The organism is Methanobrevibacter sp. (assembly GCF_017410345.1).
GTDB lineage: Archaea > Methanobacteriota > Methanobacteria > Methanobacteriales > Methanobacteriaceae > Methanobrevibacter.
Genome location: NZ_JAFQQZ010000046.1, coordinates 1 through 9,914 on the forward strand (window position 1 = coordinate 1; position 9,914 = coordinate 9,914).

Consider the following 9,914-nt stretch of genomic DNA (forward strand, 5'->3'; position numbering starts at 1 on the left):
AAATTAAAAATAGTTATAAAAAAATCAAATAATCTGAAAAATCAAGTAAAATAAGAAAAATGTTGGAAAACAATCTTCTTATTCCACATCGAATCCTGCTTCTTTAACTGCACCAGCTAAATCCACATCAGATACTTTTTCAGTGTCATATTCGACTTCTACCTTATTTGCATCCAAATCCACAACAGCAGATTCGACACCGTCCAAATCCATCATGCAAAGTTCAACAGCTTTTGCACATGAAGGACAGTGCATTCCAACGACTTTTACTTCTTTTTTATCAATTGCCATAATTTCACCTAATAAATATTTTTTAACTATTGTTATGTATGTTATTATACTATATATATAATATGATAAATAAATTTTTGGTATACCTAAAAATCAGCAAGCAAACCGATATTTAAACAATAGCGCATAAATATAAAATTTAATTGAAAAATTATTCATTGATAATGAAAAAAATAGCATATATTAAATATTAATAATAACAAATATTTTATTATGACTAATTCAGATCTTATTCAAGAACTAATGAAACAAGCTAACTTGACAGAAGACCAAGGAAATATCGTCAGCGATATTTTTGCGGAAAACTTCACCGCAGGCGGTGGAGCAGAAGACTTGATAGTTAACTTGATTGCTGAGAAACTAGGAGTAGACAAAGCAAGAGCTAAAGATATTTACAGTATCGGAGTGACTGTTCTTACTACTACTGGTATCTTGGACAAAATTAAAGGAATTTTTAAGAGATAATAATTTTTATTATCTCTTATTTTTTTAAATTATATTTTTACATCTCTTTTTTTACATCTCTTCATCCAATTCATCTAAAATCATTTTTAATTAAAAAATAGGATTGTGTTTCAAGATTCTGCCGTCTTGTATCACAGTCAAAATATTATCATTATTCTCTAAGGACTCAATTTTATCAATTGGATTCTCTTTTACAATAATCATATCAGCTATTTTACCTGCTTCAATGGAACCTAACTCATTTTCCTGATTAAAGAATCTGGCCCCTTCAATTGTACCTGCCTGAATAGCTTCAAGAGGACTTAACCCTACATCAACAAGGTATTTCAATTCACCAAGGTTTCTTCCATGGTCTATTACACCACAGTCAGACCCCATTAGGAAACTTACACCCTCTTCATAAGCTGTAGCAATGTTTTCCTTTTGTATTTTAACAACTTCTTTAAGTTTTTTCACCTTGTCATCTGCAAAATTATCCCAAACAGGGAAACCTTCCTTAATTAGTGTGTGATGAACAACCAATGTCGGAGTAAGATACATTCTCTTTTTGGCAAGTAGCTGTGAAGCCTTCTTATCAATGAAAGTACCATGCTCAATGGATTTTACACCTGCCTTTGCACATCTTTCAATTCCTTCCAAACTGTGACAATGGGCAACCACTTTCAAATTATGATTTTCTGCCTCATCAACTATGGTTTTTAACTCTTTCTTATTGAATTGCGCAATGTCTGGAGAAGTGTATGGGGATAGAATTCCACCGCTTGCCATGATCTTAATAAAGTCTGCACGTGCCCTAATGACTTCACGGGTTTTCCTTAAAACACCTTCAATTCCATCACAGGTCCCTACTGGAAAACCAGGATATGCAATTTCCATATCAAATCCTGAATTTAGATAATGGTCAAAATGCCCCCCTGTAATAGCTAAAGGCTTTATTGAAATATTCAATCTTGGAGCTGGAAAAATCTTCCTTTCCTGCGACATTTTTACTCCAATGTCTGCAAGTCCTGTGTCACGTACAGTGGTTACTCCTGCATCAATTGTTGCCTTCATATTGGAAACTGCATTGTAAAAGTAATATGAAAGAGGGTCCTTCATTATATCCTCTTTATGAAATCCATTTGCCATGATATGGGCATGTGAGTCTATAAAACCTGGCAAGAGGTAGTTATCTTCACCATCTATAACAATATGGTCTTTGTAAAGGAAAGATTCCTCTGTATGCAATGACTTAATTCTGCCATTTTTGATTAAAACATGACGCTCTTCAAGAGGCTCTTCACTAAATGGATTTATAATATTTACATTTTTAATGTATACGGAAGACATTTTATCACCTCAATGTTAAAATCGATCTAGAATAATCAAATAATAATTAAAATAAAAAATTAAATAAAAATAAATTATCAATTATAATAAAGTTATTTTACCGTTATCACTGTCTACTTCAACCATTTGTCCATTTACCAATTCTTCAACGCTTGATGGAGAATCAACCATTGGAATGTCAGACATGATTGCACCAGTTGCTATAATCGGTTCAGCTTTTAGGCAAATAATTGCTTTAGGAGCTGTGTTGTTTTTCATCATCTGGAATATTACATAAGATCCAACAGTTGAACCTTTTCCGCCAGGAATGAAAAGGACTTTATCCTTAATGGATTCTCCTTTGAGTTCATGATTTGGGTCAATGACTACACCAGTTTCAGGGTCAACCCCACCTAAAAAACTGATAGCCTCACTAGATACAATTAATTCCCCTTCTGCTTTTCCTTTAGAAATATTTCTGCATTCAATCATAAAATCACATATGAAAATAAATAATTATTTAAAAATTAACATTAATCATAATTAGTTTATTAATTCTATTATAAAAATTTTTAAAATTCCGGTATTGTATCTTTTTGTACCCTATAACAAATATTTATATACTTTAATGTATATAACAATTGTTATAAATTATTATTTGAGAATTAATTAAGTTAATTACGAAAATTATTAAATACTAAAAATAAAATACTAATTAACTGTAATTATTAAAATGAGATTAGGTTTGAAAAAATGAGTAAAACAACAAAAATTTTAACTATTCAAGATATTTCATGCTATGGGCAGTGCTCAATAACTGTTGCACTCCCTGTAATTTCTGCTTTTGGAATAGAAACTGCAGTTATTCCTTCTGCGGTCCTATCTACACACACTTCAGGTTTCACAGACTTTACTGTGAGAGACTTAACTGAAGACCTTCCTGAAATTAGAAAACATTGGGAAAAGGAAGGAATATCCTTTGATGCCATTTATACTGGTTTCATTGCATCAAAAGAGCAATTAGATTACATTAAAGACATTATAGACTCAAGATTAAATGACGATGGACTAGTCTTCGTAGACCCTGCTATGGCAGACCATGGAGAATTCTACAATGGTTTTGACCAGGAATTCGCAGATGCAATGGGAGAGCTTTGTAAATTAGGAGACTACATTCTACCTAACACAACTGAAGCTTGCTATATATTGCATAAACCTTGGAAAGAAACATTTTCAAAAGAGGAAATGCTCGAAATGGCTAAAGAGCTTGCACAATTCACTAAAAGATATGTTATCCTAAAAGGATATGAAAATGATAATGATGAAATGGGAATGATTGTTTTGGATAAGCAGGAAGATACAATTGATATTGTATACAATGATAAGGTGAATTATGTTTCCCATGGAACCGGAGATGTCTTTGCTTCATCATTTGTAGGATCTGTAATGTTAGGAAAATCCCCTTCATCTGCAGCAAAAGTGGCTGGAGAATTTACTAAAAAGGCAATTGAAAAAACAATTGGCGATAAGACTCATACCTATGGAGTTAAATTTGAACAGGCAATTCCAGAACTGTATGACCTATTAAAAACAATTTAAATTAACTAATTTTAAAGTGGAATACTATGGAAAATCGTACTGGTCTTTTTTCAAATGGAGTAATATGGTTTGGAGTTGCAGTCTCTGTTTCAGAAATAGAAGCGGGAATACAGCTTGCTTCCTCATCCCCAATTGATTCCATTTGGCTTCCATTGGTGCTTGGACACATTATAGGTGGAATATTACTATTTTTTATAGGTTTAGTCGGTGCACGCCTTAGAGTGAATGCAATGGAGACCATTAAATCCACTTTTGGGGATTTCGGTTCCAAATTCTTTTCCTCATTGAATGTGATGCAGCTTATAGCATGGGTCGCTGTGCTTAATGCCCAAGGTGCAGCGGCTATGATGGGTTTGAATTTACCTATATCCTTCACTTTAACATGCATCATCCTCTCTCTAATCATTGCAATATGGGTTTATGTTGGACTTTACCGCTTATCAAAAGTAACAACCGTAATGATGGTGGTGCTTACAGTATTGCTTGCAATCCTATCCTTTAAGCTATTGGGAGGAAACATAACAAATGCATTGCCTATTGCTTCAATAACAAGTGCAAGTTCCCCAACACTAAGCTTTTGGAACATCTTTGAAATATCAATAGCTATGCCTATCTCATGGCTTCCTGTAATTTCAGACTATACTAAAGATGTTGAAAATCCAGTCAACGGAACAATGATTTCTGCAGTTGCATACACTATAGCAAGCCTTTGGATGTACATTTTAGGTATGCAAATTGTTGGAATTGGAACAACAAGCATTGCACAATCAATCCTTATGGCAGGCCTTGGAGCCCAAGGAGTGATTATCCTAGTGCTTTCAACTGTAACATCCAACTTTGTAGCAGCAAATTCAGCAGGAGAATCTGCAAAAGCTATCGTTAATAGAATCAATCCTAGAATTGCGGGAGTTGTAGTGAGCATATTAAGTTGTGTGCTTGCCATTTCAGGAATCATGGATCATTACATTGGATTTTTATATCTTATCGCTTCAGTGTTTGCCCCAATGGCTGCAGTGCTTTTGGTTTCATTCTTCATTTCAAAAGAAGATACCGGAGATACAAAGATTTGGTACTGGAACATGTTTGCATGGTTTGCAGGGTTTATCGTGTACCAATTCACTGTAGGACTCGATTCAATTCCATTAGGCCCAACATTACTTGCCATAATAGTATCAGCTGCACTGGCTTATCTTGGTGTTTTGGTGAAAAATAAATCCCAATCAGATTTAGTTGAAGTGTGAAAAATAGATAGATTACAAATATATAAATAGTTATAATAAAAAAGTTATAATCATGGCTGAAGTAAATTTTATGGAAACTGGTAGGCTCGAAGCATTTTATGATGCAATCATTGCAATTATTGTAACCGTACTTGTTTTGGAATTACCCCAACCTGCAACTGCATCCCTTGCATCAATTTGGGCTTTGAAAACATCTTATTTTGCATATTTAATAAGTTTTTTAGTATGTGCTAACCTTTGGCAATACCATCATTTAATCTACAATCATGTAAATAGAATCAATAAAAACATCATTTGGCAAAACATTTTATTGATGTTTGTATTCTCATTGATTCCTTATCTGACAATATTCGTAGCAAATCATCCTAATGACTTTATCCCACAAGCATTATATGGATTGGACTTTATCATTGTCGATATAATCTTATACTTTATGGCACAGTCATTATTAAAAGTCAATAAGGAGAATGAAGATTATTTAAAAAACGCTTTAAATGTTAAGGAAGCATTATATATTCCATTCGTAATATTTATTATTGGATTCATTATAGCTATATTAGGATATCCTATTGCAATTAGCATTTGTTGCTTAATAACTATTGTAAGATCAATACATTCTTCTTTAAAATCTTAAAAAAGGGAATTAGTACACATCCTTTTTCAATACTTCCCTTAATACTGCAGTTGCATAGGACCCTTTATCAATGGAAAACTCACACATTACACCATCTTCCACAGCTTTAGCACTTGCATCCCATACCTGAAATCTCATAGCTCTTCTCAAGCCATGGCTTCCTAAACGAGGCATTTTTGGAACTTCAAAATCGGCTTTAGTTAGTCCATAACTGTCTAAAATAGCCTCTTCCATCTTGCCGACTTCTCCACCTGCAAATGGAACTTTTGTACCATACAATGGACATGTCTGGTTTATTTCAAAGGAGGATACCATTTCCTGAAACTCTTCATTTGTCTTATCCCTTACTATACGCTCCTCTTTATCGATTACGATATCTCCTTCAATGTATTTGTCCATTCCCATAGCTACACGTTCACTTACTGCAGCATTGAACAAAAATGATTGGTAAGCATGGACAAACATTCTTTGAAGTGGCTTTGGAAGTGCATGAATGGCATTCTTATATGCCTTATCTGATAATTCAACTTGAGATTTATCCACTTCTTCAGGTTCGATTCCTTCCTTTTCAGCAATCTTTCTGATAGCTCTTTTTTCTTCCTTGATGAGAACCTTAAGCATCATCTTTTCATAACGCATTCCAGGATGCATCAATTCCAATGACTTTTCCCATTCGCCATCATCGTATGCTTGACGAGCGACTCTTGCTTCTTCACCTTCTTCTGGAGAAGGATTACCAATATATCTTCTTACAGCTTCCTTCAAGTCATTTTGAATTAGAGCTTCTCCAACCAAATGGGTGTTGGTTCTTGGCTTACCAAACCTTTGCCAACCGAAGTAATTAGGAACACCTGTTTTCTCAAGAGTCTTTAAAATGGCATCTGCTCTTTTAGCTGCATCTTCAATAGCTAATCTTCTTGTCTCATCATCTTCTGAGTCCATTCCATCTATATCTTTTACCAGGATTCTAAATTTGTTTCCTTTTAATTGACCCATTCTTAACTTCTTTCTTCCCCTTACAACCTTTAGGAATTCTGTGTTGTGAATGGTTCCCTCCAATGCCTTGACTTGATTGAACTGTTCTTCAGAATCCATATTAGCTATGCAGATCCATTGGCGAGTAATGGCTTTCTTGTCCTTCATTCCTGCAAAACCCATTCTTTTTCTGTCTATATGAAGGTCTCTTGCAATATCAAGCAAAACATCAAGAGTGGTTCTTCCCAATTTCTCAATCCAAATGTAAATGTTTGGACCTTCTCCATCTGGAATCACTTCAGGGATTTCCTCAACATAAAAGTCTTCCCATCTGTTTCTGATTGTACCGCCGATACCTTCTTCCTTTGTTACGTAAGTGTTTGCATTAAGCATAGCCATTCCTCTTGAATAAAATGATAAATATAAATTAATGATTTATTAATTCCTTAAAAGATTATTAATTCCTTAAAAAAGTTAAAATCAGTTATTAAATATAAAAAATGCCCTGGCCGGGATTTGAACCCGGGGAATGGGATCCGCAGTCCCACGTGTTATCCAAGCTACACCACCAGGGCAAAGAAATGAAAAATAGTAAAAATAGCCTAAAATAAGTAGTTACTATTATAACTTAATTAATATATGTATATTCCAATATATAAGTTTTGGCTATGAATAGATGAGAGGAATTGGGGGAATTAGAATAAATATAATCTATATGAGTAGTTTCCATAGTTTCGACTAGCTACATTAACTCTTTCTGCACTGGAAAAATCACCATTTGAAGATAGAACCTCTCCATTCAATTGATTTGTTTCCACAAATGAATAATGATATCTCCCATCCAAATAAACCATAAAGAATTCATCTAAAATCTCTTTGACTTGTCTTTGTGAAGATATGGAATTGTCATTGCTAGACAATATATAAGATATCCTCTCAATTAATGTGTAATCTCTGCCATCCACCTTAGATGACATGATTTCCATAATATCCTGACTTGTCTTGAAATCACTGCTTTCCTCACTTAAACTTGGAATGTCAATCTCAATAATCATATTGAAAGCAATTAAAACCATAAACAATATGAAAATGGAAAGCAATGCATCCATTAGTGATACAAATCCCCTATTGTCCTTGATTAAATAAAACATAAAATCACATGAATATTTGTAGATTTATATTTGATTTAATCATATAAAAAGCTTTTTAAAGCATTATAATAAGTTTAATATTGATTTAAGATTGTAAAATTGATTTGATTTAAAAAATAATGATTTAATTGAAAAATTAAAATAAAATAAGAAGAGATAATGAATTTAAAAAATTATAATGAAAATGAATTTTTTAACTGCTATTTTATAGCTGTTACAGTCATCCATTCAACGAATCTGTCTGAGATGGAGAAATTATTATAATCATCATCAATCTTAAAGATCTCTCCATCACTCTTTTTAATGATTTCCTCTTTGTTCTTTCCGTCTCTTAGATAAACGGTAATCTCATTAAAATCGTTTTTATCTAAAAATCCTACCAGATCATTGTCTTCATAGAAGGTCATGTCGATAACTTTGTTAAAGAATTTCATTCCCAAATTGTTTGTTCCATTTGCTTCACAGCCAATTAGGAACATGCCTCCTGGCTTGAGAACTCTCTTCACTTCACCAAAGGATTTAACAATATCCGGCCAGAAATAAACGGTTTCAAAGGCAGTTACAATGTCAAAACTATCATCATCAAAAGGAAGATCCATTACATTTCCTTCATAGATTTCAACTTTTCCTTCCTTAATGAAATCTTCATTCACTTCCTTTGAAAGCTTTACGCTTTCTATGCTGTAATCCACTCCATAAACCTTCTTTGCAGTCTGAGCCATACGATTGATATTCATTCCACCGCCACAGCCAATATCCAATACAATATCATCAGGAGAAATGTTCAAGTGCTTCAATCCCCATAATGAAACTGGGGTGTGTTCCTTATTCATTGATTTCAATTGAATGTTACCTAGTTTTCCTTCCGGTTTTCTCATATTTGAAAAAAATCCCATTATTACACCTTTAAAATAAATTTTAACATTTTTTAGAAATAGAAATTTTATAAATTAATTGATTTATTTTTTGAAATTGAAAAAAATTGTAATATTTAAATAAATATTTAAACTAAGTGATATATAAAGTTTAGGTATACCTAAATATTTAATAATATGTAAAAATTTAAAAATTGCATGAAAAATAAACTAAAATTAAAAGTTAAAAAAAGAAGTCTGATGTTTAAAAAAAATAAGAAGTGGACTGACCGGGATTTGAACCCGGGGCCTCCGCCATGCCAAGGCGACGATCTCCCATCTGAGCTACCAGCCCACAAAATATCAGATAATATATTATATTGGAATTCTTATTATAAAAAACTATTTATCAGAATTGATAAAATCATTAGCATTATTTATCATCAGATGAAAATCTGAATCCTGTTGATTCCATAAACTTTACATTCTTATCAACTTCACTTCTATACCATTGCCTTAATTCAAGCTCTTCACTATCTAATGATTCAGTACTGGATTTATCAAAATATCTTATATTCCGTTCCATAATGCTTAGGTTATTAAGCCTGTTTGGAGGAACTTTCAAAGGGTCTTCATTATACAGAAGAATAACATAAATCACCATGGAACAGGAAGCATAATAGGAATCAGGGTAATGGTCAACAAATTTATCCACTATTGATTTCATGTTTTCCATATTGCCTGCTTCATATTCCAATTTGAATTCCTTGGCCAAATCCAAGACATCAGATTTTTTAAAGATTCCACTAATATTTTTCAATAAGCTCATAAAATACACTTTAGTTTGATAAATAGATTAAAAAAATAAGAAAAAATAAAAAAAGAAAAGAAATTTAATTAGAAATTATATGATTCGTTGATTTTACCGGTTATGTCGCGGATTTCAGCAGTAGCCTCTTCCAAGTGGAAAATAGCTAATTTGAAACCGGTTTCATCATTATAGATTCCTTGTAGGAATTCATTTCCTGCAACGATAACATCTGCAAAGTCGTAGGTTTCCTCAAATACTGCCTTACCGTAGTATCTTAGGAAATCGGTTTCCACAAGGGCTACGATTTCAACATAAGGATTTGCTTCCATTTGCTTGTAGACGTCCTTGAAGTTTCCTACACCAAAGTAGATCTTTCCGTCTTTTAGAAGATGGAAACCTAAAGGTCTGTTCTTTGGTTTGTCTCCATCAACAGTTGCCAGGAAAAACACTTTTGCTTCACTCATGAATTCATCTATTCTTTCTGCACCTTCTGCCATTTTATCACCTTTTGAATTAAATGAAAAATAAAAAAAATCAATAAAAATAATTTAGATAATTGATAATAATCAATTAAAAAAATAAGAA

At 32.9% G+C, this 9,914-nt stretch carries 12 protein-coding genes and 2 tRNA genes; 4 read left to right on the plus strand and 10 right to left on the minus strand.

All coding sequences use genetic code 11. The annotated features are described in order from the left end of the window. Positions 1-78 precede the first annotated feature (78 nt). A complete protein-coding gene (locus IJE13_RS06890; RefSeq protein WP_292778622.1) occupies positions 79-291 on the minus strand; it encodes a heavy metal-associated domain-containing protein in 213 nt (70 codons plus the stop codon). Positions 292-504: 213 nt separating this feature from the next. Here IJE13_RS06890 and IJE13_RS06895 point away from each other — a divergent pair, with 213 nt between their 5' ends. Then, complete coding sequence (locus tag IJE13_RS06895; RefSeq protein WP_292778624.1) at positions 505-756, plus strand: hypothetical protein; 252 nt, start codon at positions 505-507, stop codon at positions 754-756. A gap of 90 nt (positions 757-846) precedes the next feature. Here the strand turns inward: IJE13_RS06895 and IJE13_RS06900 are convergent, their stop codons facing one another. Both IJE13_RS06900 and IJE13_RS06905 read right to left on the minus strand, forming a co-directional pair. Next, positions 847-2,085, minus strand: a complete 1,239-nt coding sequence (locus tag IJE13_RS06900; RefSeq protein WP_292778626.1) for an amidohydrolase family protein — start codon at positions 2,083-2,085, stop codon at positions 847-849. Positions 2,086-2,166: 81 nt separating this feature from the next. Next, on the minus strand, positions 2,167-2,556 hold the full coding sequence (locus IJE13_RS06905; protein WP_292778628.1) for a DUF126 domain-containing protein: 390 nt from the start codon (positions 2,554-2,556) through the stop codon (positions 2,167-2,169). A 261-nt stretch (positions 2,557-2,817) separates the two neighbouring features. On the opposite strand from IJE13_RS06905, the gene IJE13_RS06910 reads away from it, so the two are divergent. Genes IJE13_RS06910 through IJE13_RS06920 form a run of 3 tightly spaced genes read left to right on the plus strand, consistent with a single transcriptional unit; the run spans position 2,818 to position 5,538 of the window. Further along, on the plus strand, positions 2,818-3,663 hold the full coding sequence (locus IJE13_RS06910; protein ID WP_292778630.1) for a pyridoxamine kinase: 846 nt from the start codon (positions 2,818-2,820) through the stop codon (positions 3,661-3,663). 26 nt (positions 3,664-3,689) lie between these two features. Continuing rightward, positions 3,690-4,904 carry a cytosine permease gene (locus tag IJE13_RS06915; RefSeq protein WP_292778632.1) on the plus strand — a complete coding sequence of 405 codons (1,215 nt, stop codon included), beginning with the start codon at positions 3,690-3,692 and terminating at the stop codon, positions 4,902-4,904. A gap of 52 nt (positions 4,905-4,956) precedes the next feature. Beyond that, entirely contained in the window at positions 4,957-5,538 is a 582-nt protein-coding gene (locus IJE13_RS06920) for a TMEM175 family protein (protein ID WP_292778634.1), read from the plus strand. Positions 5,539-5,547: 9 nt separating this feature from the next. Here IJE13_RS06920 and truD read toward each other — a convergent pair whose 3' ends face one another. From truD to IJE13_RS06955, 7 genes are all read right to left on the minus strand, one after another. Then, positions 5,548-6,906 carry a tRNA pseudouridine(13) synthase TruD gene (gene truD / locus IJE13_RS06925; protein WP_292778636.1) on the minus strand — a complete coding sequence of 453 codons (1,359 nt, stop codon included), beginning with the start codon at positions 6,904-6,906 and terminating at the stop codon, positions 5,548-5,550. A 108-nt stretch (positions 6,907-7,014) separates the two neighbouring features. Further along, positions 7,015-7,088 (minus strand) — tRNA-Arg (locus IJE13_RS06930). Positions 7,089-7,208: 120 nt separating this feature from the next. After that, entirely contained in the window at positions 7,209-7,664 is a 456-nt protein-coding gene (locus IJE13_RS06935) for a hypothetical protein (RefSeq protein ID WP_292778638.1), read from the minus strand. Positions 7,665-7,864: 200 nt separating this feature from the next. After that, complete coding sequence (locus IJE13_RS06940) at positions 7,865-8,560, minus strand: class I SAM-dependent methyltransferase (RefSeq protein WP_292778640.1); 696 nt, start codon at positions 8,558-8,560, stop codon at positions 7,865-7,867. A 240-nt stretch (positions 8,561-8,800) separates the two neighbouring features. Then, a tRNA-Ala gene (locus IJE13_RS06945) sits at positions 8,801-8,873 on the minus strand. A gap of 78 nt (positions 8,874-8,951) precedes the next feature. Further along, complete coding sequence (locus tag IJE13_RS06950; RefSeq protein ID WP_292778642.1) at positions 8,952-9,347, minus strand: hypothetical protein; 396 nt, start codon at positions 9,345-9,347, stop codon at positions 8,952-8,954. 68 nt (positions 9,348-9,415) lie between these two features. Then, positions 9,416-9,826 carry a pyridoxamine 5'-phosphate oxidase family protein gene (locus IJE13_RS06955; RefSeq protein WP_292778644.1) on the minus strand — a complete coding sequence of 137 codons (411 nt, stop codon included), beginning with the start codon at positions 9,824-9,826 and terminating at the stop codon, positions 9,416-9,418. Positions 9,827-9,914: the final 88 nt, after the last annotated feature.

Bases quoted from the DNA above. Each gene is read 5' to 3' on its own strand.
- IJE13_RS06905 (WP_292778628.1), bottom strand. From the start codon at position 2,556: ATGATTGAATGCAGAAATATTTCTAAAGGAAAAGCAGAAGGGGAATTA.
- IJE13_RS06900 (WP_292778626.1), bottom strand. From the start codon at position 2,085: ATGTCTTCCGTATACATTAAAAATGTAAATATTATAAATCCATTTAGT.
- IJE13_RS06950 (WP_292778642.1), bottom strand. From the start codon at position 9,347: ATGAGCTTATTGAAAAATATTAGTGGAATCTTTAAAAAATCTGATGTC.
- IJE13_RS06895 (WP_292778624.1), top strand. From the start codon at position 505: ATGACTAATTCAGATCTTATTCAAGAACTAATGAAACAAGCTAACTTG.
- truD (WP_292778636.1), bottom strand. From the start codon at position 6,906: ATGCTTAATGCAAACACTTACGTAACAAAGGAAGAAGGTATCGGCGGT.
- IJE13_RS06910 (WP_292778630.1), top strand. From the start codon at position 2,818: ATGAGTAAAACAACAAAAATTTTAACTATTCAAGATATTTCATGCTAT.
- IJE13_RS06890 (WP_292778622.1), bottom strand. From the start codon at position 291: ATGGCAATTGATAAAAAAGAAGTAAAAGTCGTTGGAATGCACTGTCCT.
- IJE13_RS06940 (WP_292778640.1), bottom strand. From the start codon at position 8,560: ATGGGATTTTTTTCAAATATGAGAAAACCGGAAGGAAAACTAGGTAAC.
- IJE13_RS06920 (WP_292778634.1), top strand. From the start codon at position 4,957: ATGGCTGAAGTAAATTTTATGGAAACTGGTAGGCTCGAAGCATTTTAT.
- IJE13_RS06915 (WP_292778632.1), top strand. From the start codon at position 3,690: ATGGAAAATCGTACTGGTCTTTTTTCAAATGGAGTAATATGGTTTGGA.
- IJE13_RS06935 (WP_292778638.1), bottom strand. From the start codon at position 7,664: ATGTTTTATTTAATCAAGGACAATAGGGGATTTGTATCACTAATGGAT.
- IJE13_RS06955 (WP_292778644.1), bottom strand. From the start codon at position 9,826: ATGGCAGAAGGTGCAGAAAGAATAGATGAATTCATGAGTGAAGCAAAA.